This window comes from Desulfosporosinus sp. Sb-LF (assembly GCF_004766055.1).
GTDB lineage: Bacteria > Bacillota > Desulfitobacteriia > Desulfitobacteriales > Desulfitobacteriaceae > Desulfosporosinus.
In genome coordinates this window covers 55039-79232 of sequence record NZ_SPQR01000014.1, presented here as the reverse complement: position 1 = coordinate 79232, position 24194 = coordinate 55039, and the positions used below count along the sequence as shown (strand labels likewise).

Here is a 24194-nt window from a genome sequence, read left to right as displayed (position 1 = left end):
TCATCTACTGGAATTTTTCTCTGTTGTGACATAATTACCCCCAGACTGAACAGTTTTTTATTTCACTGTCCTATCTGGGGGTAGCATACCAGAAATTCTCACACCAACGCACTTTGTTTTTGAGTTGAAGAGTGGAGTAAAAGTTGATTTGGTTTGGGTCTAAAACTTATTTTTTTATCCACCATTTGACTTTTCTTAATATTTATGGATTTTTTACCCTTGCCCGAAACTTGAACCTTACTTGAACCTTCAAATTTATCTAAATCCCTAGCAGCACTCTCGGTCTCAATATTCGCTTATTGATTGAATCTAGGATTCCATGCTTCTAAGACCTCGTGTGCTACCCGCTCCCAACTGAATCGTTCTTCCGCTAGTCGCCTACCAGTCTGGCCCATTCTCTGACAGAGTTCGGGATCGGATAGGAGAATTTTTAGCTTCTCGGCAAATTCAATGGAGTCCTCGGGGCTATCGACGATTAACCCATTTTGATTGATTACAATTTCTGGATTACCGCCTCTCGCCGTCGTAAGAAAGGGCAAACTTGCAGCCATGGCTTCATAATGGACACGAGCTAGCGGTTCTTGCCACTGAGAAGGGCACACGAAGATATCTCCCGCCCAAAACCACTGATGAATAAGATCAGCAGATACATAACCGGTCGTGATCACAGGAAAAGAAGCTCTCTCCGCTAGTGCGCGAACATAGGCCACATAATCGGTTACTTTGTCGACACTGTACCATGTTCCGCCCACGATCACCAGGGCAATATTCGAATCATATGATTGAATCTCATTGAGCGCATGAATTAGTAAATCTGTTCCCTTTTTGGGGGTTAATCGTCCAACAAACAAAATAACCGTTTTGTCTTCTAGATTAAAGTCTTTCCGAAGTTTTCGACGAATCTGTGTCGCTTCTTTAGAATTTCTCCAAGGAACAAAAGTATCTAGAGTTACTCCCGAATAAATCGTGTGGACTTTCGAAGCCGCTAAAGGATATAGACTGCTGATGGTATTTCCAACATAATCACTGACTGTAACGATCTGTTCTACTTCAGCTATTGCGGTTAGTGCATCTTTTGGGTGAATCTTATTAGTACCAAACATATCGTTATGCATACTTAAAATTATTCTTGAATGTGGAGCGATGTCACGGATTAATGGAATAAGCCGAGGTCGATTAAATGCATGAATAAGATCGAAACGGTTAGTCTTAAGGAAATCAACAACCTTTTTAGCATAAATCTCAAACGCTTGTTCGCTATCTATTCTAACATACTGAATATTATTTCTATATTCTTCAAGAGGTAATGAAGGGTCTGTCGTTCCTAAGATCGTTAAGTCATGTTGTTGACTTAGAATTCCTGAAATTCCTTCGATATAGGTTTGAATAGCTCCACCACGTACAGGCGGGATTGGTAACTTTTCCGTACAGATCATTAGTACCTTCAATTTAGGGTATTCGTTCTTTTGTAAGAAGTTATTTTCTGTAAGACCACCTTTGTTCGCAAGACGATTCATTTCCATAAGAAGCTTATGCTTTTGAAGAAAATAATCTTCTCGAATTTCATCTGAATTTAAGAGGGTATCTTCATTGTTGAGTAGTCTGGGTAATGTGGTGTTATCTGTCGTTGCCTTTATTTGCATCAATTGAAGAGTTTCTGGATCAATATCAGGTCTTGAAGCATAGTTACCCGTTTGGTATTTATGCTTGTCAAGTTGTAGTTCAGCTAATGCCAACCCCTTTGTTCTTTCTAAGAGCGTAAGACGCTGAATAATTTGTTCTAATTCATTATTAATAAAGCTAATAGGATCTAATAGCATCTCTTTAATGTGTTTATAGAATTCATTGGGAAATGCCAGATCGTTTAATAGTATCTCGTAAGTTTCTACATCGAGTGGATTTGCCTGATGGTAGGCATCGATCATACCCTGAATCCAAGTAACATCCCACTGCCCCAAGTCGTCCATCGTGCTCGAAATAAGCTTTCGCAGATCCCGAATCGGTAAATCGTAGGCCACCCCATCTAAATCGATTACCCACAGACCGCCAGAGCCAAGTTGTCCATTCGACCATCCGTAATCTTGGTGAACAAGTCCCCAGTGCTCTTCACCCATCGAAACCATATGAGCATAAGATGATTGCTCAAGAAGGGACAATGCATCAAGCGCCTGTCGCTCAAATATCTCGACATGAGATAGAAGGGTTTGACTACTTGGAAGATCGTTGTAAGCCTTGGAGATCTGGCGAAACCAGCCAATTTTCTTAATAATTTTCTGATAATAAGCGGGCCAACGATATAATCTAGAAGCTCTTTTGGAACTTGCTGGTGGAATATACCCCTGGGAATGCCTATGGAACTCCCCCAATCCGTAACATAAAGCCTGAGCACCCTCTAGATCCTTACTTGCTGGAGTGAGGGTTTCAATCCAATCTGTGACAATCCATAACTTTCCACCCCCTTCGACATAGAGGGCGCCTTCCTTGGTCTTTTTTAATTCTGGGACCCTTCCTCCTTGTTTTACAATGTAGTCTTGTGCCCCTACGCTGAAGAGACTTCTAATCGGCTTGCGGTGTAGAACCTTCAAACTGCGAGGCCCTTTATCGGTTTCGATTTTCCAGATAGCCCCACCTTTATCCGGCTTTGAGGTGATTAATATTCTTTCATGGACTTCCATGTCGTAGTATGTGATTACCCGCTGTGCTAATTCATCAATTTCTGGAGGTACCCACATATCCAAATTAATACCTGGTTGCTGATCGTAGCTATCCCACGGTTGAATTAGATAGTCTTCCACATCTTCCCCTCCACCATTATCAACTATTAATATAATCTATTCTGCTTTATTGATTATGGAATCAGTGCATGCGTCAATGACCATGCTTAAATTTGTAACCCCCTATACGGTTGCATGAATATAATACATAAAATTACAAAATATGGATTGTAAGTGGGTGGCTGATTTATGAGAATATGCGTAGTAGGTGCCGGTTATGTAGGGCTTACAACAGCAACAGCTTTAGCGGATTTTGGACATGACGTTCAATGTGTAGATATAGAACAATCAAAAATCGATAGTCTTCATCAAGGTAAGGTACCCATATATGAACCGGGATTAGAAGAAATGATTGAAAAAAATTGCAAAGAAAAGAGACTTCATTTTTCATCTTATGTGGAAGAGAGCATTAGAGATTATCCAATTATTCTAATTGCCGTTGGCACACCATCTAAGGAAGATGGAAGTTGCGATCTAAGTTTTATTAACCATGTTGTTAAAATCATTGCTTCAACGATCAGTGATTATAAAATCATAATTACAAAGAGTACTGTCCCGCCAGGAACTAATGAATGGATTCACCAAACGTTAGTCGAAATGGGCATAGCAGACGATTTTTTTGATATCGTATCTAATCCTGAATTTTTACGGGAAGGATCCGCATTATGGGATATTTATCATCCCAATAAATTAGTTTTTGGCACAAAGACAGATCGGCCCGTCAAAGTCCTGAAAAATCTCTATAAAAGAGGAAGGGCTCCCTATATCTTTACCAGTTTAACAGGAGCAGAACTGATTAAATATGCTAGTAATGCCTTTCTAGCCACGAAAATCTCGTTCTCTAATGAAATGGCTCGTATATGTGATGCTTATGAGGTGGAGTATAACGACCTTGCCAGAGGGTTGGGGACGGACCCGCGAATTGGTCGGCATTTCTTAAATGCAGGACTAGGTTTTGGCGGGTCATGTCTACCCAAAGATTTAAGTTCTCTTAAACATTCAGCAATAAGCCAAAAAACGGAGACAAAGCTTCTCGATGCAGTCATGGAGATCAATCATACTCAAATTGAACTCTACTTGAATAAACTAAGTACGGTACTTCCTGAACTGCTCGGTAAACAGATCACGGTTTGGGGTGTAACCTTTAAACCCGGTACGGATGATCAACGTTTCTCTCCAGCCATTCGTCTTATTAAGCAACTTGTCCAAAAGGGTTGTTATGTTCACACTTATGATCCAATGGTGCAACTTGAATTTTCAGGTGTTTCTTCCTATCTTGATCAGTACGAATCGGTTTGCAATTCAGATGCTCTGATTATTGCTACAGAATGGGATCAATTTCTCAAATGCAATTGGTTAGAAGTAAAATCAAGGATGAAGGGTTCAATCATTCTTGATGCTAGAAATTGTATTGATGGAAAAATTGTTAGGAAACAAGGATTACTTTACTTGGGAGTTGGTAAACGATGAAAATATTAGTGACTGGGGCCGCTGGTTTTATTGGCTCACATCTTTGTGAACGATTGCTGCAAATCAGCGATTGCGATGTCATCGGAGTCGATGGGTTTATCAATCCTTCTCTTAATCAGACGAAACAGAGGAATCTTAGACGGTTGCTTACGCATCCTCATTTTCAATTTCATGAAATTGATCTCCGTCGAGCCGATTTGGAGAGCCTATTGGGCGGCGTTCAAGTTGTCTATCATTTAGCGGCTATGCCCGGTGTGCGCACGAGCTGGGGAACCGACTTTCAAGCCTATGTTGACCATAACATCGTAGTTACTCAGCTACTATTAGAAGCAGTGCGTAAATTCCCTCTCAAAAAGTTCATCTATATTTCGACATCTTCGGTTTATGGCGAAAAAGTGGGAAAAGTAACAGAGGATTCCATTCCAACTCCACTTTCACCATACGGAGTGAGTAAGCTAACTGCTGAATATCTGTGCAAGGTTTACCAAACAAGCTATAATATACCAATTGTCATTTTAAGATATTTTACCGTGTATGGACCGAGACAACGTTCAGATATGGCGTTTCATCGATTCATCAAAGGTATCCTAAATGACGAACCCCTTCAAATATATGGTGATGGATCGCAGACACGTGATTTTACCTTTATTAGGGATTGCGTAGAAGGAACTGTTGCAGTCCTAAAAGCAGAGAATGTGATTGGAGAAACGATTAATCTCGGTGGCAGAGAACGTGCATCCGTCTTAGACGTTATTACGCAGCTGGAAGAGCTAATCGGTAGAAAGGCAACTTTAGAATTTACGGAAGGCCTCAAAGGAGAACCACGGGATACGTTGGCTGATATAACGAAAGCACAACAACTTCTTGATTATAATCCAGTAATTACCTTAAAAAACGGCCTAACCTCCCAAATCAATGATTTTGTACAAATGCTATGAAAAAGGAAGGCACTAATGGCTTAGATAAATCATATAATGAACTAGCAAGTCCTTCCAATTATCTTATGAACAAGTTTTTTTAAAGTTTATAAATTACAGAAAGGTGGAAAGAATATGAACAAAGATGAATTATTACAACAGGTTCAAAGTACACTGGCCAATGAAAAAGAGCTAGATAAGGTAAAGGTAAAGTTTGCGGACGGTCAAGTCTTGAAATTCGATTTTGTTAATAAAATAATTGAAGAGGAAGTCGAAGAGATAGACGAAGATGACGAAGATGATGACGATGACGATGACGACGAATGATGAGGTAGAGATAGGATAGAAAGACAACTATAAAGCACTTTAGTAACTAGCCCATCTGAACGTAGGGTTAATGTAATTAATAGTCACTAACCCTCTATCTATTAAGTCGGGATAGATTACACGATATAGTGAAATAAAATAATCGAGAGGAATGGCTCTTTACTGGGCCATTCCTCTCGATTATTTTATTGCGACTCAAAGTGCTCAATAAGCTAGGATCGAAAGACTAACTCTCTTAAATATTGCATAAGCGTGTCAGAGAATTCCTTGCTTCGTAGCCCGTACTCAATATTTGCCTGGAGAAAACCAAATTTATCGCCTACATCATACCGACGACCTTTAAAATCATAGGCAAGAATATCGTGCTTTTTACTAAGTTCTCGCAAACCGTCGGTCAGTTGTATTTCTCCGCCTTTTCCAGGTGTAAGGTTTTCTAAAATGTCAAAGATGTCAGGACTAATTATATATCGCCCCATGATCGCTAAACGTGTAGCAGGAGCGTCCTTTGGGTTAGGTTTTTCAATGAGATTCCGAGCTTTATAAATTCGATCACATTTTACTTCCCCATCAACAATACCATATTTAGAAACGTCTTCCTGCGAAACCTGTTGAACCCCTAGAACTGGAGTACCGTATTGTTCATATACAGTAATCATTTGTTTCAGACAGGGTATCTCAGAGTAAATCACGTCATCACCTAGGAGCACTGCGAAGGGCTCGTTTCCAATGAACTTACGAGCAGTATAGATAGCATGACCTAAACCTAGTGCTTCCTTTTGACGAATGTAGTGAATATCTGCCAATTTGGAAATATCTTGAACGATATCTAAAAGATCCTGCTTCCCAGTATTTTTCAAAAATGTCTCTAGCTCAATTGAATAATCAAAATGATCTTCTATAGCTCGTTTATTTCGACCAGTGATAATAATAATGCTATCAATTCCTGAATTTACAGCTTCTTCAATAATGAACTGAATCGTTGGTTTATCGATGATTGGCAACATTTCCTTTGGCTGAGATTTGGTAAAAGGTAGAAAACGAGTTCCTAAACCTGCGGCGGGAATAACGGCTTTTCGTATTTTAAAGTTTGTTTCCATGTTAACTCCTTTTTTAAATATAATATGCATCTTATATAATTATTGAAACTCCCATTTCTTTACGCTTTAAGCCGGTAAAGATAAGGAACGGGGAAGCCGCATTGGCCGAGGTCTGTGTGTTCAATTTAAATACATACTAATATGAGACGAGTCCCTACTGGTGAGAAAAAGGCAATGACCGATCCACCCTGGTCACTGGTAATAATACTATAAGAAATATAGCTCTTTTGGGGTGACAGGGCACGTGGAGACGATAATAGTGCTATATCGAGTAAATTAATAAACTTCAAAGTATTGATATTACTGGGTTGAAATGAATATCAGATATGTTTCCTTAGACAAAAAAAGGAGTATACCCTTGATTGAGGAAACATATTTTTTTATAGTCATATTGCTGTGACCACGGCACGTTGAGACACGGTTCGGCTCGATAGAAAAGACACCACAAGATAATGCGTAAACCCACTCATATCATCACTATATATTGTGGTTTCGGTAATAAGTGATATATTTCTTTGGACTTATGGGATAGAGTGGGGAGACATTTTTTTTACCCCATCCTTTGAGATTTAAAGGTATTGGTTAGTGACTCAAAACGGTGTGAGACATGTCACACCTTATCCATTCAAAAAGTAGTAAAATGGTTAAGGAAAAGAGGATGAAATGAGAACGAACTATTTTGCAAAATTAGTAAACTATATGAGGAATGTTTACCACATCGAACGTGGTTTGAATAAATTGTCTGACGGAAGAGTTACCCAACATATAGCACAGGTCAAGTAATTTTGCCTGTACTTTTTGGTTTTTTGCTAAGAATTAAAAGTTTTAATGAACTGAATTTCATGCTAAAGAACAATGAGTTTCGCAAAACTGGTTTTTCGGTTAGTTGGAAAAACAAAAAAGGGCGCCAAATCAGATTTACAGACTGATTGGCGCTCTTTGTATTACTTTCAGGGCAAGGCGATTTTGAGAAATTCCAGGATTTTATAGGATAGATAAAGTTGAAATAATACATCACCGTCATTTAAATCAACATCTAAAAGACTTTCTATTTTTTCCATCCTATGAAACAAGGTGTTTCGATGGATATTCAAAATAGTCGCTGAATCTTTAACATTTTTAAAATTGCACAAATAGGTGTAAAAGCTGCGGAAATAATCTGTGCCGTTTTCCTTATCATATTCAATCAGTCTAATTAAGGATTGATGAATAAACTTTTTCCATTTTTGGGTATCGGAATAGCTATTTATTAAATCGAAAATAAGGTAATCTTCGTATTTGTAAAAACTCTGCTTCTTATTCATCAGATTTCCTAACTTTATTGCCTCGGTTGATTCAAGGTAATGTTCCTTTACATCCGTTAATTTTAAAAACGGGCGACTGATTCCAGCTCGCAGATTATTGTTATGAATGAATTCTTTTAAGTTCTTCAATTCAATCTCTTGAAAATGCCTGTCATTTTCACAACTGGCAAGTACTACAACGTTTTGATTATAGACGATTGCTTTCGCGTTAACTAATTTATTCTCAACTTCATCCCTCATGTAAGGAAGGGTAGATTTTGATCGATCTAAGTTCTGGATATCAATATTTATTACAAACAGTTTGCGTTTAAACTTTAAACCTAAGATCTTCAGACGTTCGACGATTAATCGTTCGTCTTCGTACATCCCATTAAGCAAATCGTACAAAAAGTTTTGATGCATCAGTACCTGAGAGAAATCAATATATTTAGTTTTTTGTAACTCGATTGAAAAGGCATCACAAAGCAGAGAGACCAATTCCTCATCTCTTTCTTTAAAATCCCGGTTATGGGCGCATGCCACCAGGATGGCAACATCTCTTTTGTTAATACGTATCTTCCCGATCAGTCTGCGATATTTACAGTAAGGATCCGACCAGTAAAATGGAGCTTCATTCCTTGTTATCTCGTTAAACAAACTATTCCTCACATAATACGAATAGGTCTGAAAGATAAAGTGATTATTCATTTTAAGCTCGTTCCAGACTGGGTCATCGGTTACTTTGGTTTCACCAGTTGAAGCAAGAACTTTTACACTATGGTCGGTTATCGTAAACGGGTTGCCTAGAATTTCGTACCCTAGATCGACAAGGGCTTGCAGGCCTGATGCCTCGCTAAGCGTTTTGAATAACCTCAAGGAAATTTGAGAGAAATGCAAATTCTGTTCCATAAAGACCTCCTTGTCCAAGACATAGTGCATCACATACTGTATACACCGTATTTTTTGTCAAATTGACCAAAGGTAGTATTTTAAAAAAATCGAATATTCATATATACAGTTAAGTTGCTATTCTGAAAAGGAAAGGGGATAAAATTTTGTTACTTGTATTTTAGCATGAAATAAGCTGTATGATACGCTATCGATTTTCAAAAATATCAGCTAAAATTCAAAAGGGAGTTGACGGTTTTGATAATTATTGGTGAAAAAGTCAACGGAACAATTCCTTCCGTAGCAAAAGCAATTGCTTCAAAGGATGCAGATTTCATTAGAAATCTTGCTAAAGCTCAATCAGAGGCAGGTGCTGCCTTCATTGATGTGTGTGCCTCAGTAGAAGACAGCATTGAACTGGAAACCATGAAGTGGCTTATTGATCTGGTACAAGAGGTTACAGATACACCCATTGCTATTGACAGTCCAAATGTACGGATCTGTGCAGAAGCAATTAAATTCTGCAATAAACCCGGTCTTATCAATTCGGTCTCCTTGGAAGGAGATAAGATTGAAGTCATCTTTCCAATAATAGCTGATACGCAATGGGAATGTGTCGCCCTCTTATGCGATGACACTGGAATTCCCCAGAATGCAGAAAAACGTTTGGAAGTTTTTGCTGGAATTATGAAAAAGGCCAAAGAAAGTAACATTGATCCATCTCGTTTGCATATTGATCCCTTAGTTCAGATGCTGTGTACTTCGGAAGATGGAATAAACACGGTTGTAGCGGTAACTAAAGAAATCAAAAAACAATATCCGAAAATTCATATAACTGGAGGAGCAAGCAATATTTCCTATAATCTCCCTACTAGAAAACTCGTTAATCAGGCCTTCATCGTACTGGGAATGAACGCAGGGATGGACAGTGCGATTATCAACCCACTAAACAGAGATATGATGGGCATGATCTATGCCACTGAAGCGCTCTTAGGACAGGATGAATACTGCATGGAATACATCGGAGCTTACCGGGAAGATAAATTTGGTCCTCAAAAATAATAGAACAAAATCACAAGGAGGAATTCAACATGACAAAGATTGAAGAAGTAAAAGCAAAGCTAGAGGCAGGAAAAGCTAAACTCGTTCCAGGTTTGGTACAGGAAGCACTTGACGAAGGGAACGCAGCGGGAGATATACTCCAAGCCATGATTGACTCTATGGGTATTGTTGGTGACAAATTTTCCAAAGGAGAAGTTTTCGTACCTGAAATGCTGATGGCTGCTAAAGCAATGTCCAAGGGTGTCGACGTGCTTAAACCTCTTCTCACGGGTACGAGCACATCTTCTTTAGGCACCTGTGTTATCGGTACAGTGCAAGGCGATCTTCATGATATTGGTAAAAATCTTGTTACCATGATGCTTGAAAGTGTTGGGTTTAAAATGATCGACCTTGGCGTAGACGTTTCAACAGAGAAATTTATTAGTGCTATTAAAGAAAATAACAATGTAAACTTAGTGGCCTGCTCAGGCCTTCTGACTACAACAATGTCGGCAATGAAGGAAACTGTTCAAGCGCTCAAAACCAGTGGATTAACAGGGTTCAAGGTCATTGTCGGCGGTGCGCCTATAACCCAGGAGATGGCGGATGAAATGGGAGCAGACGGATTCGCTCCCGATGCCGGGAGTGCTGCAGTAAAAGCCAAAGAATTGGTAAATGCATAATCCTTTTAGGGTTAAATGTGCAAAGCGAGGAGTAAATAGAAGGAGGTCGTAATTGATGTTAACGAAGAGACAGAATTTAATGGAAACCATTAAAGGTGGAAATCCAGATCGGTTTGTCAATCAATATGAGTTTATGAATATCATCTTGGAAGCACCCTTAGGCCTAGAGTTTAATTATGGTCAGAGATGGAAAGATCAATGGGGTATTACGTGGAACTGGCCAGAAGGTCAAATTGGTATGTTCCCTGTGCATCAAGATGGCAACAAGGTTTTAAAAGATATCACCGAATGGAAGAAATACGTGAAAATACCTCCGATAGCGACGTCTGATGAAGCCTGGGCTCCAGCGATCGCCCATGCCAATGCTGTTGATCGTAACGAGGAATTTGTCACAGCCTTCGTTGCACCCGGCATTTTTGAAATGACGCATCACCTGATGAGTATGGAAGATGCCTTAATGGCTCTTTATGAAGAGCCGGAAGCCATGCATGAATTCGTTGACGCCCTTACCCAACGTGAGCTCGATTATGCCAAAGTTTTGATTGAAAGAATTCATCCGGATGCCCTTTTCCATCATGACGACTGGGGCAGCCAGAAATCCTCATTCATCTCGCCTGACATGTTTAAAGAATTTTTCTTGCCGGCTTACAAAAAAATATATGGTTTTTATAAAGCCAATGGTGTCGAATTGATCGTTCACCACAGTGATTCCTATGCTGCTAACCTAGTTCCTTTTATGATCGAAATGGGTATTGATATTTGGCAAGGCGCGATGACAACCAACAATATTCCCGAACTGATCAGACAATATGGCGGTAAAATCTCCTTCATGGGAGATATCGACAGTGGCGTAGTTGATCATCCTGCCTGGTCACGCGAAGAAATTGCTAAATATATTGCAATAGCCTGCAAACGATGTGGAAAATTATACTACGTTCCTAATTTAAGCCAGGGTTTGAATCTCTCTTCTTTCCCGGGTGTTTATGAGACGACAAGTGAAGAAATCGATAAAATTAGTAAAGAAATGTTCTGAATTCTTGGTTAGCCATCGTCTTTTTGAAAGCAGTCCACTATTTCTAATTTAGAATTAGTGGACTGCGAAAATGGTGCAAGGTTGAACTTATCACAAATGCAATATCTTACAAATTAGGGGCGATCGATATGGAAACGGTTCTAAACGATTTTGTCAAGGAAGCCCTGGCTCTAAACGCGACTCATGCATCGCTCGTTGAAGTTGAAAAAATTCCTTTCAGTGAAGATTTTAGAAAGCTCTGTGAAGAGAATTCATGTGGCTCATACGATAAGAACTGGATGTGCCCACCTACGGTCGGACCGATCAGTGATTTGATCAAGCGGGCCTTGGAATTTGACCGAGGCCTTTTATTTCAGACTGTCCATCAGCTAGAGGATTCGTTTGATTGGGAAGGAATGCAAGAGGGACAAGCCAATCACGAAAAAATATTTAGAAAAATCCTTGAACATGTGGAGAATAACGATGTCTTTAGAGAGATTCTCCCCTTAAGTGCAGGACCTTGCATGTATTGCAAGAAATGCGCTCATTTAGTTGGGAAAGAGTGCTATTTTTTGGATAAAGCCGTATCATCCGTTGAAGCCTATGGAATTGACGTAATGAGTCTAGTAAAAGCCTACGGAATTTCTTACAATAACGGTCAAAATACCGTTTCGTATGTAGCTTTGATACTGTTCAAAATGTAATTGAATATCTGGAGGGCATCATGGAGATTAAGATACTCCCAAACCTTGGTATAACTGCAATAAACCGACTTTAGATGACGAACGTGGAGACTGGGACCGTACTCTGGATGAGTTGAAAAACGTCATAGGGAAACCGATTATTCAGGCGAGCTTTGATATTCTTCGTAAGGCTCCTGAAGTTATCCGCACGAACCAATATTCACTGACGGCCGTGGTGTGCTGTGTTCATGGTCTTAGGCCCTATGGTCTATATGAGGATTTTCAGGCGAATTAAAAGTAATACAATCATAAGTGTATGTTACTTGGTACTTTCCCTAAGCGGGTTGCTTATCTGCATTTTTGGAAATCTAAGCCCTTGCTGGTTTGCAGTTTCGTTGCTTCCGTCCACATTGGCAGGAAGTGTCATCAGTCCGCCCAGTGCCAATCTAATGCTTGAACAGCAAAAGGAGGATACGGGATCAGCCTCTTCCTTGATGATTAGCTCTATTACTGTTATGGGAAGTGTGGGAATGATGCTTATTTCCTTTAACTGGGATAATCGGATATGGGTTCTGGGAGCTTTAAACTCGATTTTCGGACTTTTAAGTTTATTCCTCTGGCTATTGGTTTCTAAAGGCCCGTATATTGTGCATGTGAAAGGCGACAATGCGACTATATAGAAATACCGTATGAAATAAAAGAACTTGGACGAGCAACAAAAGGCCTTAAAATCTTGGGTGTATTGTTCCATAATGTTTAAAAAAGAGATAGGTCCTTAATGATAGCAGCAGCACAACGGGAGATAAGCCTTGCCATCATACCAAGCGGAAACAAATTTGCGAAAAACTCTTGACAGTACCGTTTTTTGGATTAATGGTTTTCCCTAATCATCTGAATAAGCAGAATAAAATGAGCCGTTATTCCAATTTATATCGATCATCTTAATTCAACGTTCGGCAAAAGTTCTCATCTATGACCTTCTGGGTGACATCTATGGCGTGATTTTAGTAATGTAGACTGACGATAATGATGCTAACTGTAAACATTCATACGATATAGCGGGAATTAAAGAGTTTCTGTTTAATTGTAAACATGGTGAGTAAAATGATAGAGCCTCAAACTGCAAAATTATTGCTTAGTTGTATATCGGCAATAGAGTTATGTCTTGAAACCAAAGGATAAGGTTCTTTGTAGCCTTCAAGAGTTGAGCGTAATTAGTCGGACAATCGCGTGGGGATATAGGGGTAAAATTGTAGAGAATACTTAGCGAAAAATCAACAACCTTGTTTTTCCTCAGATTGATTCCAGGAGTTAGGGGTATTGATCGGTTTGAAACTTGGCGAGTCAAAACAGAATGTTTGCCAATAATAAAACACGAAGTTAGTCTGTTGGTAAATTCAAAATGAGAATGAAGGGTTAAACATAGTTGATTACCTTACAAACATGTAAGCAATAAGTTATGGAGCTGCGGAAGGTTCAATAGCAAATTACTTTGTCGGCCATAACGCTCTGCATTATTTCAAGCTGGTTGCAGTTGGCTTACTTTGCATCTTGTCAATTATGTAGCAAAAAGGAATTTAAAAAGTCAGTTGAGCGTGATAAGGGTGCTGTGGTGGGCCAATTTTGCGTTTAGTTTACTTTGTATTTACAACATAGTTGCGATTTTTATCCAGAAGTACGATTTTGCTCCGAGGTAAATTAGTCTCTAGATTATTGGGAAGGGTGGACACTTACCAATGAGGAACCGGGGACGTTAAGGGATGTGTGGGTGGTGAAAAAGCACGGTAGGAGCATCCCAAACTGTTATTATGCGTAATGGGAATTGTTGTAGCTGGACTTTAGGGAAACAAAAAGGGAGAGCGTTAAGCTCTCCTTAGTATATTTCATAGAAGGTGTTTTTTAGGATAACTGCTAAATCGCTGAGCTTGAATATTTGACTAAATGGTCAATACTAATACCATCCGTAAGGATACGGTGCATAGGCATAGGGAAACGAAGATGGGTAATAGCGAGGTCTCGCTATAGCAGTCCCTAGTAATCGAAAAAGTGATATTGCGGCAGTTTATCGGATTGTGAATTTGTCCGTCTATCCACCAGCACAAACACGACGTCAGTTGGAATGATAGATGAAGATTTGGAGAATGATCGCCTGATCAATCCCTGATTAGGGAAGGGTGCCCCGGCTAAGTTAAAGAGGAACTGCTGAAGTTAAGTGATTTTCTAAATGGAATGACTCTATAGAATTTGAGTTTAGTAGAAATTTATCGGTTCGGTCACAATGTAAAGCCTAGGCATTTAACCTAGGCAAAAACATTAAGCTGCTGCAGATGCAGCGATGAACCATAAAGAAATCAATACCAATAATGCAACTAAAATCCCTAATAATCCCAATATACCAAATATCCATATAGGCATTCCTGGTCACCTCCCCATTTAGAATCCCATAAGACTGAGAAGGTTCTTGATGTATATTATTCAGCATGTCCATTGAATGTTCATGGTGTGAGAGAAAAGATGTAAGGATAGACTAATGGCTAAAGAATGTGCTTAGCAATTCTATAAATCAAACATGGCGAGAATGTAAAACTGATAATGCCCTAAAGTACAACAATACCCAGTAGCCTGCTCATTCACAGATCGGGGAAGGGCGAAACGGCTTAGTAAAGAAGCTCGGGGTAGTTGAGTGGTCTGCTAGGTGGGTTAAGTTTGTAATTAGCGCAAAATATTAGCTGATTTGAAACACTCCTCCTACGCTAATTTAGCAACTGATCAAGAATAATTGTATATGAGCTGATAAGAAAAAGTTGGTTAGTGTAATGGCATCAAAGAATTGGGCTATCCAAGATTCAAAAAGAAAGAATGATAATACTGTAGAATTATGGTTAGCATACAAGCAAAACTCTGAGTCAGTAATCGTAACATATACTGACGACAAGTTGGTTGATATTGCAGGGGAAAACAGCTTACCGCAGTACATTAGACAGATATGCAAAGTTACCTCGCTAGCATATCTGTTTTTAGGTGTCGTTGTCTGGGGTTATGCAAGTACTGCGTCAAGCCAGAGGGTGAAGTAACTACTTTTTCCGGTTCAGGTGTCTGCAAACATTATTCTGGACTTGCTCGTAACGTATCTGCGGGGGACATAACAATAAAAAACAATCCTAGAGGATACAAAGAAATAGACCTTTGTAAACTAGCTGTACAAAATAATAGCTTCGTTTTTAAGGATTATATGATTGATGGTCCCAGTGAACGTACCTGTTATGTGAAGTGGTCGGAGTTGACTTACTATGCATCTATTTAATACACGCCGCAAAAAGGGATTTAAAAAGCCAGTTGAGAGTGGTTAGGATGATGTGGTGGGCTAATTTTGCGTTTAGTTACTTTGTATTTACAACATAGTTGCGATTTTTATCCAGAAGTACGATTTTGCTTTGGGGTAAATTGGTCTCTAGATTATTGGGAAGGGTGGACACTTACCAATGAGGAACCGGGGCCTTAAGGGACGTGAGGGTGATGAAAAAGCACGGTAGGAGCATCCTAGACTGTTATTAAACATAATTGGAATTGTTGTAGCTGGACTTCATGGAAACAAAAAGGGAGAGCGTTAAGCTCTCCTTTACTTAGTTTATATTTAGAAGTATTTTTCGTTAGTGATAAAGCGTTGAGCTTCTATAATTGACTAATTGTCAATATAGTCAAATACTAATACCATCCGTAAGGATATGGTGCATAGGCATAGGGATATGCGGATGGGTAATAGCGAGGTCTTGTTATAGTAGCCCCTAAACCTAAACCTAGAGCAAAGGGAAGAAATCCAAAACCAAACATAAGATCAACTCCTTCTATAATAGAACTGGCTACCACCAATAATGATGATAGCCTTTTAAAGTATTTGTTAGAAGATCACACCTAAAGCGATAAGAATCAGGATTGCAATAGCGATAATTCCTACACCGACTCCTGCGCCGACGCCACCATAGCCATATGCAGCAACCGGGGCGACAGGGGCAACGGGAGCAGGGCAGCATACACCATGGTGATGACTAAATCCACCATAACCCATTCCGTACATTAAAAATTCCACCTTTCTAAATTTAGAATACGATTCCCATTGCGATAAGCAGAAGAATTATAACTACAACTGCCGCGATTCCCGCACCGAAGCCACGTCCTGTTCCACAACCACAAGCAGCTCCATCAACTCCGCCGAATGCCATATCGATTTCCTCCTTAGTTAAGAGATAATTCATAATATGCACAGTATGGTTAATGTGGAACATAATGGTAATAAATCGTCGTGGCATACTATAAAACAAATAGCGAGGAGATGGAAAGTTGATCCATCATTTGAGGCGTTTAAATCCTCATATCTATAATCCACATCGAATTTATCCGGGCCAAAAAGTTAGAGTCCATTAAAAAGTAAATTAAAGGCAAGGGTTAAGCCTCGCCTTTTGGATATAACGTTATTCAACTTATTAACAATGGATAAAAAAAGACCTTCAAAAGTTTGAGGCTATAATGTTAAGATTCTGATGATACGTCTTCATAGATTGAGTCGCTTATCAGCATATTCACTTAAAAACCCGCTGATCTGCAAACGGTGGAACGGAACCCGGTGCAAGGACGAAAAAATACTGCTTGAGCTCCAATTACTAGAGAGTAAATCATTTCAAACTGAGGACATCTGCCGTATATACCGGGTCCCACAACACTTAAACCAACTTCTCGGTCACTCACTAACAACAATATTGAGCACTAAAGTCTTGAATTTGCCATGTATACCATGATCCCGATTTTCAAACGGTGTGAAGAGAACATCGACATGCAATTGGTCACTGGTCAGGAAAGACGGGCAGGGTCTATATAGAATTTAAGATTGATTCCTACTTCGAGGCGACGCAGTAAGCAGGTCAACTGCTTATGCGCAAGGAAGGCAGTGGGGCTGGCTCAGTGTTAACACATTCGGAAACTTGAGAATATGCCGTCTATACCTAACGGTGATATTTTTATGCAACCTCTCAAAATGGGAGAGACCGGTAAAATTCAAGAGGCCGACCAAGCCAAAGCTGTGACGGACGCCATATATAAAATGATAACAGGAAAATAGGTCTGGAGGGTTAATTCTTAAGGCGCATAAATATATACATGACATCTGTAAAGTGTCCAGACTAATTTAATTCCTAACGTCTTAGGAATCGGCAAAAAAGACAATCCCCATTGTAAAGATATATATAAAGAACATGACTTCAAGAGTTACTAGAATTCTTGCGGCATTACTGATTGGCGAGAAGTCTCCCATGCTTGCAGTAGCAAAGGTTGTAACACTAAAATAGACGAACGTAAATAATTCAGTGACGATGTCATTTCCGAAATGATTTCCCGTAAAACTTCCCGGAACCATGTGATATTCGAGGTCATAAGCAACTGCAAAATAAATCATTAAAAGAGTAATGGCCGAGACCACCGGAATAAATGCTGTAAGCATATGCCCGTCGGTAGCTGTTAACACCCTAAACACATAGTATGATACACCTGCAGTTGCGATTATTGAATAAATGACGACTACAGCCGACCCGACCGGAGTATCCTGTGGCTCAGGATATCCTTTAGAACTCCCATTGTCGCTCTCATCCTTCCATTGCTTATGGTTTACCATAAGCAGCAATAAAATCGCCGCTGCGGCCCCAACAGCTGCAGGCAATAAAGGCCAAATATCGGCAACTGCAATATCCCGTTCTGTCGGTCCCGCTGACTGATGCCCAGGTTTTAAGAAAGGGTTAGAAGAGTAGATGGCTCCCTTCCCTTCCCCTACAAAAGGTGAATTTATAGGGCATTGTTGTGACGGATACCATATGTGCGGAGGGTATAAACCCTTCGATTTTTCCAAATGACCCATTCCCTCACCCCTTTCTACCACCATATTATTCCATATAATTAAATCTGTGTTTCTTTAAAACCTAAAATACGACCGCAGCTTTAACATTTCTTGCCTTTTTAGAAATCACTGGTCGAACTAGTTTAGCTTCTTCGAAATTGACCCCCTAAATATTAGGTAACGATCTTATAGAGGTTCAACGGGTCTGTCGCGTGTGTACATGATTTATGGAAATTGTATACTTCTCTAAGTATATTTATGATTTGCACCCAACTAGGAACCTGTTATAAGCACTTCTTAGGGCTCCCAGGTGACGGTAAGCATCGCGGTTGAATGGTCCACATCTCCGCAAATAAAGTACTAACCCAAGGATGTCCGTCGAGTTAGTCCCGGCTGTGCCTGTAGGGCTAGGGCTGATGGACCGATCCAAGCCATCCTGGTCTCGGTTGTGATGACCGTCACGCTGGTACCCCCGATACAGCTAGAGGTCCGCACAGGGGCCATAGACCTACCAATATCTGCGAAATTGACCTTTAACTTCTACGTTAGCCTAACCGTGGATATACAATCCGCGTCAAACGGGGCTGTGGGGATGCAAGCCTGGACAGTCAATAACGCGCTACCCACCGTGCTAGTGAGCAATACCTTACCTTTCTGATTGACTTTACACTTCCGGGCTATTGTAAAACGCTCAATGCAAATGTGCCTATCAACACCCCGGCGAGTGTGGGTATGTCGATCCAGTTCGTTGCATTAACACAATTAAGGACAGCAGCCTCAATTGTGCTACCTTCAAGCGCCGGGCTGCAAGTTACCCCTGCGGCTGTCTCACTAACGTTATTAAGTACCCAGGCTGCTACAGCACCAGCTGCCAAGACTAAGATCGAGCTCATTGTAAAATTACTACCCTTGTTTTTATCCAGGCCGGATCGAGAGTTTGAAGTACAGGCAGTTATTAATACCACAGCCTATGATAAGACGATGGTTATATCGTTTGATGTTGAGGATAGCTTGAATACCGTCGGAAGAATTCGGCTTGGGTTCCGTTATCACTTCCAAATTGACACTCTTCCTAAGAACGAGCGAAACATTCTAACGCCACCGTTCTCCTTATGAAGGGGTTACAGATTGGGCCGCTGTTGGAAAGTATTATATTGATACCAGGGGCTATCAGAACAACGTTTGGACGTTTACTTGTTTCGACAAGATCATCCTGCACAGCAGACGTTCGTTTCATCACTAACCTACCCGGCAACTATGGCTGCAGTTTTCTCGGAGCCAACTATTCAGTGGAATCCAAATCCGGATTCAGAGTCAGATTAATGTTACGCCAGTGGTACAACCTTAAACAGTCTCTTCTGTAACAGATACACTAACCGACACAACGCCCATTTCTACGGAAGATAAGCCTGTCAATGTGCTTCGGTTGTTACAACCGATACACCCACACCCGGACAAGCTGTCCAACAAACATAAAACCGAGAGGTTAGGACAACTAACCAATCTGAGCATTAAGTAATCAGCCCTCCTCAAAAAAGGGGAGGGCTGGGTATACTGCAGCAAGAGTTAGAGATAGGGAAAAAGATCTTGGATTAGAATACAATGCCCATAGAAATAAGGATAAGAATAGCAACAACTACGATAGCGATACCTGCACCACAAAATAACATCTGAACATCCTCCTTTCCAGTATATTACATGATATTCTCGGCCTTGTTACCTGACACAAAATGGTAAAATAAATGGCTAAAGATAACGTCTTCATTGATTTTCTAACTAAATCTGGCTATAAAAGAATAAGAGTTTGGCTAAATATACGTACTGCGAGGGTGGGTAAGATGGAAGACATATGTGCTGATTGCGATAGAAAGACCTATTGCATGGAACCCTGTGAAGACTGGTTAATCCAGAATGATAAATGCCCAGTGTGTAAGTGCAAGCTCATCCATGTCGGGGGATGTACGGAATGTATATCTGGAGATTGGGGAAAGTGTGGGTAACTTTCCTTCTATATGACTGCAAATTTGAAACGATTATTTTGCTAAAACCGGATAGTCGAGAGACCGAAGCTTTGGATAAACGGATAGAAGGATTGAAAAATGAGTTAATGAGGCTTATCCGGTTTCAGGTTAGTAACAACATCGATCCAGAGGTTTATAATGAGGGATACAAAACCATATCTGAAGAGCTGGGGAAAGTGCGAAAGAAAAGATAGGAGTATGATAAGGTAATCGAATCAAAGGATGGGTTGAAGCAAAGGTTTGACGAAATTCTAGAGACAATAAACAGCAGGGATTCACTACTGGAAGAGTTCGATGAAGAAATATTTAATGCGTTGGTTGAGAAGATAGAAATTCTCACACCAACGCATTTTGTTTTAAGGAACGGCACGAATTGCAGCAAAGAATAGGACTCTAGCTGTTACTATAGATCTAAAATGGATTATAGTAAAGTAGATAAAGCTGCCATATGCACGTACTGTTGGTGTCAGAAGCCAACACGTCAGCATTTCCGAAGGGCAAGAGCGGGGACGTTGTGAGGAGGCATAATATCAGGCACCGCTGGACAGCACAGATGGCTCATGAGACACTAGGTATACTGGTGGAACCGGGCACGACCGGATAGACAGTGTCAGCACAGCAAACTGCTCCGGCTTGAGGTTCCATCGACATTTGAAAGTGAATTAGATTATGGAACATCCTTTCGAGATGACCTGATGAATTGGGCAGATGTAATATAATTACTATTTATCCATGTGGAAGTCGCCATTTTCGTCTCGCCAGAACTTCCCACTTCGAATGTCATCCCGCATACACCGCAGCAAATACCAGGTTCCTAAAACTCCTATAAAAAAGCCAATAATAGCATATTCCATTATTGCTTTCACTTCCTTTCTCATTGTTTAGTATGCCCATTTATTTGAGAAAAGGGGTTAATTTTGAGCTATCCTAATGATAGCTACAACTAAGTCGCGATCGTATTAGTCCTGAATTACCATAAATAACGGCATTTTAACGAAATCGAGGTAGCATTATGAAGATCATATCCTGGAATTGTAATATGGCTTTCAGGAAGAAGTACGACTCTATACTGGCCTACAAACCAGATATTTTGGTAGTTCCCGAGTGTGAGAACCTAGATAGATACTCTAACCTGAGTTCTTTGTTTGAATCTGGTCATAAACAATGGATCGGTGAAAATCAGTCAAAGGGTCTAGGCGTCTTTTCCTCATCTCAATATAAACTTAGCGTTCATGAAATGTACAACCCTGAGTTCAAATATATACTCCCAATGAGGGTAGAAGGCCTCACTAAATTTATCTTATTTGCTATTTGGGCGATGAACGATAGAGTGAACCCTTTTCGTAGGTACATAGCTCAAATATGGCTGGCATTGAAATACTACGATTCACTACTCGACGAATCGACTATTATATGTGGGGATTTCAACAGTAATGTTATCTGGGATAATGAGAGTCCCAAACGTGCTGGAACCCATACGGATGTTGTAAACTATCTCAAAGAAAAAGGAATCAAAAGCACTTACCATGTATTCAATGGTGAGGAGCAAGGGAAAGAGACTCAACCCACTTTATATATGTACCGAAAGAAGGACAAGCCATATCACATTGATTACTGTTTTGCCTCGGAGAACCTATTGGCAAGAATTAATGGCGTTGATATTGGTTCATATGAAGAGTGGTCTGGACTAAGTGATCATTCGCCCATATCTGTTACTTTTGAGTGATGAATAGCGGCATAGGATCTTAGACTGATTTTATTATATTATTTATTTAGACATGGACAAATTCTGTCCATGTCTTTTTGATATTCTTAATATAGAACAAAAGCCGAAGGGGTTGTTATCTTGTTAAGAAAGAACTGTAGAGTTTGTGGCAAGGCATCATATAGCGCAAGTGAGCACAGATCGTGGCTATGCCCTTATTGTAATACTGATTTAGCAAAAGAGAAAACTATGGATGTTAATAGTATCGAACTGGCTCAGGCTGATGAGCAGAGTTTGGCTAAGTTGGGGCTGAAAAATAAGAGTACTCGAGGAAAGACCTGACCATACCTCGCAGACTTGTGCAAGCCATTTCAGCACTGACTCTGTTTATATGGGTAGATCACTAAGGGGTGTGAATTTTGTCTAAATAAGCATAAACTTAAATATAAAGGCTAGATGTGAAAAGATTGAGAGTCGCTTAATGTCATTAAATATTAAATTTGGTAAACATTACGCTTTATGCAGGAAATATGTATTTTAAAGAAGAACTACAGGAGTATTGCTAAAAGTAAACTATAACTGCAGTATCGGATTTGCACTACAAGCTGAAGAGACTTGCTAGTATGGATAGGAGTAGAGAAGTCGATAAAAAAGAAGCATATGTAAAAGTTCACCGGGTTCTATCCTTGTATGACAGTCTTAACAAGGGTTCTGTCGTCAACAAGCAACAGGCGGCAGCAAACTTTTCCGTGAGTGAGAAAGCTATTCAACGTGATATTGATGTTTTGCGGGTTTATTTAGAAGATGAGGCTCTGCGCGGGGAGAGTGTTATGGCGTCCATCGAATACGATCGCCTTAAGAATGGTTATCTATTAAGGCGTGTCGGCGCTTGGCTTACCCAAGAAGAGGTGTTAGCTATTGCTAAAATACTCATAGAAAGCAGAGCATTTACTAAACCAGAGCTTAATTCTCTACTAGACAAGATCACGGCTCAGTGCATCTCAGACACTCGCAAGCATGTAACTGGAGTTATCGGCAATGAACGCTTGCATTATCTACCTGTTAGGCATGATAAAATTCTATTAAATTGAATTTGGGATCTGAGCTTAGCTGTAAGGGAGCAGCGAAAGTTGGAAATTACATATCTTAAGCCTGCTTACATGCAAATGATGAAAGGTTATGACTCATGCAGGCTTTCCTAATGGACTCGGTACATCAGCATGAACAGCGTTACTACCTCCTTCCTCGCGTGAATTACACACGGTATAATGCACGGCGAACGGCAAAGTTATCTTCGTGCCACGAAACATCGAAATGGCAAAGAACCACAAGACATTTAATTAAAGGAGAGATTATTATGGCTCAACAATTATCATTCACCTCAGTCATTGAGGGCGCAGCAAAGCTACCGCTTGTTCGCATCGACCGTACCGAGTTCCTAACGAAGAACCTCAGCAAGCTGTGTACCCCAGCGCAGTTGCAAAAGGCTATCACGGAGGGAACTCTTAACGCCAACATTCCGATTGAGAAGTTGGATAAGTTGGCTGAAAATGTAATTAATGCAGAAACCATCAAGGTAACTTCTGTATCAACAGTGGCGGGCATACCGGGCGGGCTTGCTATGGCTGCTTCTATCCCGGCTGACTTGGTGCAGTTCTACGGTCACATTATCCGTGTTGCGCAGGAACTTGCGTACATATATGGCTGGGACGAGATATTTACTGAATCATCCGATCTTGACGCTGAGATGGAGTCGCAACTTGTCTTGTTTATTGGTGTGATGTCAGGCGTGGAGGCGGCTAAAAAGGCTCTAACCAAACTGTTCGGTGAAACAGCAATGAAGTCTGTTGCAAAAAAGATTGCTGCCCAAGCACTAACCAAAACGTGGTATTATCCGATTGTGAAGAAAATTGCAGCAATTCTGGGGCAAAGAATGACCAAAGATATATTTGCAAAGAGTGTAGGCAAAGTTATACCGATACTCGGTGGAGCTATTTCGGGCGTTCTTACACTAGCTACATTCAAGCCAATGACGCACAAACTCCAAAAACATCTGTCCAAAATGGCTCATATGTCGCCGGAAGAGTTTGCCGAATACGATGCCGCAAATAATTTCGTCATTGATTCGGAGGATATTGTAATAGATGCCGAGCTGGTGGAAGTAGTCAATGAGGAAACTGCGACAAACGGTTGGACGTGTTTCTGTGGCGCAGTGAACAAAGGCAAATTCTGTCCCGAGTGTGGCAAAGCAAAACCTGCCGGGTTACCGCAATACCTATGTGCCAAATGCGGTTGGGAGCCGGAGGATAAAACTTGCCCGCCAAAGTTCTGCCCGGAATGTGGCGACCCGTTTGATGATGGCGACATAATATAACGGGCAAATCCTTCGTCAGAAAGCATCAAATCTGCTTT

24 protein-coding genes and 1 pseudogene are annotated in these 24194 nt (G+C 40.4%); 17 read left to right on the top strand and 8 right to left on the bottom strand.

The features are described 5' to 3' along the window. Positions 1–296: 296 nt before the first annotated feature. On the bottom strand, positions 297–2795 hold the full coding sequence (locus E4K68_RS17330) for a CotS family spore coat protein (protein WP_199241816.1): 2499 nt from the start codon (positions 2793–2795) through the stop codon (positions 297–299). 168 nt (positions 2796–2963) lie between these two features. On the opposite strand from E4K68_RS17330, the gene E4K68_RS17325 reads away from it, so the two are divergent. The 3 genes from E4K68_RS17325 to E4K68_RS17315 all read left to right on the top strand — a co-directional run bounded on the left by E4K68_RS17325 (position 2964) and on the right by E4K68_RS17315 (position 5488). Then, the gene (locus tag E4K68_RS17325) at positions 2964–4244 is read left to right on the top strand and encodes a UDP-glucose/GDP-mannose dehydrogenase family protein (protein WP_135380174.1); all 1281 of its coding nucleotides are present in this window, start codon (positions 2964–2966) and stop codon (positions 4242–4244) included. Beyond that, the gene (locus tag E4K68_RS17320; protein ID WP_135380173.1) at positions 4241–5182 is read left to right on the top strand and encodes an NAD-dependent epimerase/dehydratase family protein; all 942 of its coding nucleotides are present in this window, start codon (positions 4241–4243) and stop codon (positions 5180–5182) included. Before E4K68_RS17325 ends, E4K68_RS17320 begins: the two co-directional genes overlap by 4 nt. 114 nt (positions 5183–5296) lie before the next feature. Further along, positions 5297–5488 (top strand): hypothetical protein, encoded by a 192-nt coding sequence (locus E4K68_RS17315; RefSeq protein WP_135380172.1) that lies wholly within the window; start codon positions 5297–5299, stop codon positions 5486–5488. A gap of 212 nt (positions 5489–5700) precedes the next feature. Here E4K68_RS17315 and galU read toward each other — a convergent pair whose 3' ends face one another. Together galU and E4K68_RS17300 are read right to left on the bottom strand one after the other, a co-directional pair. Next, positions 5701–6585, bottom strand: coding sequence for a UTP--glucose-1-phosphate uridylyltransferase GalU (gene galU, locus E4K68_RS17310; RefSeq protein ID WP_135380171.1), 885 nt, complete (start codon positions 6583–6585; stop codon positions 5701–5703). A 950-nt stretch (positions 6586–7535) separates the two neighbouring features. Further along, positions 7536–8777 (bottom strand): helix-turn-helix domain-containing protein, encoded by a 1242-nt coding sequence (locus E4K68_RS17300; protein WP_135380170.1) that lies wholly within the window; start codon positions 8775–8777, stop codon positions 7536–7538. 237 nt (positions 8778–9014) lie between these two features. On the opposite strand from E4K68_RS17300, the gene E4K68_RS17295 reads away from it, so the two are divergent. From E4K68_RS17295 to E4K68_RS17275, 6 genes and pseudogenes are all read left to right on the top strand, one after another. Continuing rightward, positions 9015–9818 (top strand): methyltetrahydrofolate cobalamin methyltransferase, encoded by an 804-nt coding sequence (locus tag E4K68_RS17295; RefSeq protein WP_135380169.1) that lies wholly within the window; start codon positions 9015–9017, stop codon positions 9816–9818. A 29-nt stretch (positions 9819–9847) separates the two neighbouring features. Then, positions 9848–10480 (top strand): corrinoid protein, encoded by a 633-nt coding sequence (locus E4K68_RS17290; protein ID WP_135380168.1) that lies wholly within the window; start codon positions 9848–9850, stop codon positions 10478–10480. A gap of 55 nt (positions 10481–10535) precedes the next feature. After that, complete coding sequence (locus E4K68_RS17285) at positions 10536–11513, top strand: uroporphyrinogen decarboxylase family protein (RefSeq protein ID WP_135380167.1); 978 nt, start codon at positions 10536–10538, stop codon at positions 11511–11513. A 128-nt stretch (positions 11514–11641) separates the two neighbouring features. Beyond that, positions 11642–12196, top strand: a complete 555-nt coding sequence (locus E4K68_RS17280) for a DUF2284 domain-containing protein (RefSeq protein ID WP_135380166.1) — start codon at positions 11642–11644, stop codon at positions 12194–12196. 70 nt (positions 12197–12266) lie between these two features. Beyond that, positions 12267–12470, top strand: a pseudogene (locus E4K68_RS20460) (hypothetical protein); the annotation flags it as partial. Positions 12471–12498: 28 nt separating this feature from the next. After that, positions 12499–12855: a hypothetical protein gene (locus E4K68_RS17275; protein ID WP_158291454.1), complete on the top strand. Its 357-nt coding sequence runs from the start codon at positions 12499–12501 to the stop codon at positions 12853–12855. 3218 nt (positions 12856–16073) lie between these two features. Here E4K68_RS17275 and E4K68_RS20725 read toward each other — a convergent pair. Together E4K68_RS20725 and E4K68_RS21515 are read right to left on the bottom strand one after the other, a co-directional pair. After that, the gene (locus E4K68_RS20725) at positions 16074–16250 is read right to left on the bottom strand and encodes a hypothetical protein (protein WP_199241815.1); all 177 of its coding nucleotides are present in this window, start codon (positions 16248–16250) and stop codon (positions 16074–16076) included. Positions 16251–16272: 22 nt separating this feature from the next. Then, the gene (locus tag E4K68_RS21515) at positions 16273–16395 is read right to left on the bottom strand and encodes a hypothetical protein (RefSeq protein WP_282433003.1); all 123 of its coding nucleotides are present in this window, start codon (positions 16393–16395) and stop codon (positions 16273–16275) included. 118 nt (positions 16396–16513) lie between these two features. Here E4K68_RS21515 and E4K68_RS17270 point away from each other — a divergent pair, with 118 nt between their 5' ends. After that, positions 16514–16597 (top strand): LysM peptidoglycan-binding domain-containing protein, encoded by an 84-nt coding sequence (locus E4K68_RS17270; protein WP_135380179.1) that lies wholly within the window; start codon positions 16514–16516, stop codon positions 16595–16597. A 772-nt stretch (positions 16598–17369) separates the two neighbouring features. Here E4K68_RS17270 and E4K68_RS17265 read toward each other — a convergent pair. Next, positions 17370–18077, bottom strand: coding sequence for a two pore domain potassium channel family protein (locus tag E4K68_RS17265; protein WP_135380164.1), 708 nt, complete (start codon positions 18075–18077; stop codon positions 17370–17372). A gap of 681 nt (positions 18078–18758) precedes the next feature. Between E4K68_RS17265 and E4K68_RS17260 the strand changes: the two genes are divergently transcribed. Both E4K68_RS17260 and E4K68_RS20840 read left to right on the top strand, forming a co-directional pair. Further along, entirely contained in the window at positions 18759–19172 is a 414-nt protein-coding gene (locus E4K68_RS17260; protein WP_158291453.1) for a hypothetical protein, read from the top strand. Between the two features lie 66 nt (positions 19173–19238). After that, complete coding sequence (locus tag E4K68_RS20840; protein ID WP_206751214.1) at positions 19239–19379, top strand: hypothetical protein; 141 nt, start codon at positions 19239–19241, stop codon at positions 19377–19379. A gap of 21 nt (positions 19380–19400) precedes the next feature. Here the strand turns inward: E4K68_RS20840 and E4K68_RS20835 are convergent, their stop codons facing one another. Then, entirely contained in the window at positions 19401–19568 is a 168-nt protein-coding gene (locus tag E4K68_RS20835) for a hypothetical protein (protein WP_206751213.1), read from the bottom strand. A gap of 454 nt (positions 19569–20022) precedes the next feature. On the opposite strand from E4K68_RS20835, the gene E4K68_RS17250 reads away from it, so the two are divergent. After that, positions 20023–20271, top strand: a complete 249-nt coding sequence (locus tag E4K68_RS17250; RefSeq protein WP_135380161.1) for a hypothetical protein — start codon at positions 20023–20025, stop codon at positions 20269–20271. 528 nt (positions 20272–20799) lie between these two features. Here the strand turns inward: E4K68_RS17250 and E4K68_RS20830 are convergent. Further along, complete coding sequence (locus E4K68_RS20830) at positions 20800–20955, bottom strand: hypothetical protein (protein WP_206751212.1); 156 nt, start codon at positions 20953–20955, stop codon at positions 20800–20802. Between the two features lie 134 nt (positions 20956–21089). On the opposite strand from E4K68_RS20830, the gene E4K68_RS17240 reads away from it, so the two are divergent. The 4 genes from E4K68_RS17240 (at position 21090) to E4K68_RS21195 (ending at position 24156) form a co-directional block, all read left to right on the top strand. Beyond that, positions 21090–21803: an endonuclease/exonuclease/phosphatase family protein gene (locus E4K68_RS17240; RefSeq protein ID WP_135380160.1), complete on the top strand. Its 714-nt coding sequence runs from the start codon at positions 21090–21092 to the stop codon at positions 21801–21803. Between the two features lie 120 nt (positions 21804–21923). Continuing rightward, complete coding sequence (locus E4K68_RS17235) at positions 21924–22124, top strand: hypothetical protein (protein WP_135380159.1); 201 nt, start codon at positions 21924–21926, stop codon at positions 22122–22124. Positions 22125–22405: 281 nt separating this feature from the next. Next, entirely contained in the window at positions 22406–22873 is a 468-nt protein-coding gene (locus E4K68_RS17230) for a hypothetical protein (protein WP_135380158.1), read from the top strand. Between the two features lie 110 nt (positions 22874–22983). Further along, positions 22984–24156, top strand: a complete 1173-nt coding sequence (locus tag E4K68_RS21195) for a hypothetical protein (protein WP_158291451.1) — start codon at positions 22984–22986, stop codon at positions 24154–24156. The last annotated feature ends 38 nt before the right edge of the window (positions 24157–24194 follow it).